This window comes from Pseudomonas sp. UM16 (assembly GCF_050312595.1).
In the GTDB taxonomy this organism is placed as follows: domain Bacteria; phylum Pseudomonadota; class Gammaproteobacteria; order Pseudomonadales; family Pseudomonadaceae; genus Aquipseudomonas.
Genome location: NZ_JBNPJT010000083.1, coordinates 1 through 345 on the forward strand (window position 1 = coordinate 1; position 345 = coordinate 345).

General features: G+C 58.6%; 1 protein-coding gene. It reads right to left on the reverse strand.

Going from position 1 to position 345, the window contains the following annotated elements:
* Nucleotides 1-132: 132 nt before the first annotated feature.
* A partial coding sequence (gene tnpB, locus ACQRAX_RS25665; protein ID WP_427867792.1) for an IS66 family insertion sequence element accessory protein TnpB occupies nucleotides 133-345 on the reverse strand: 213 nt, incomplete at its 5' end.

Here is a 345-nt window from a genome sequence, read left to right on the forward strand (position 1 = left end):
GGTCGCATAAGCCTCCTTGACCTCCTGTTCGCGCACACGGGCAGCGTAACTCTCAAGCAGCATTTGCTTGAGCAGAACGGGATCGTCGGGAAGGTTGTCGGGCAATGAAATCATGGCCCGGATTATACCGGGTCAGGCGACGAAACGGGGGGTCAGAACCTGATGCGGACGGTTGCGCCAGAGGTCGAAGCCGTCGAGCAACCAGTTCAGTTCCTGGACGGTCAGGACAATGGCTTCATCGGTGGCGTCTGGCGAAGTTTTGAAGCGCTCGGCTTCGAGGCGCTTGAGCCAAAGGCAGAAGCCGTTGCGCTCCCAGTACAACACCTTGATGCGGTTACGGGCTTT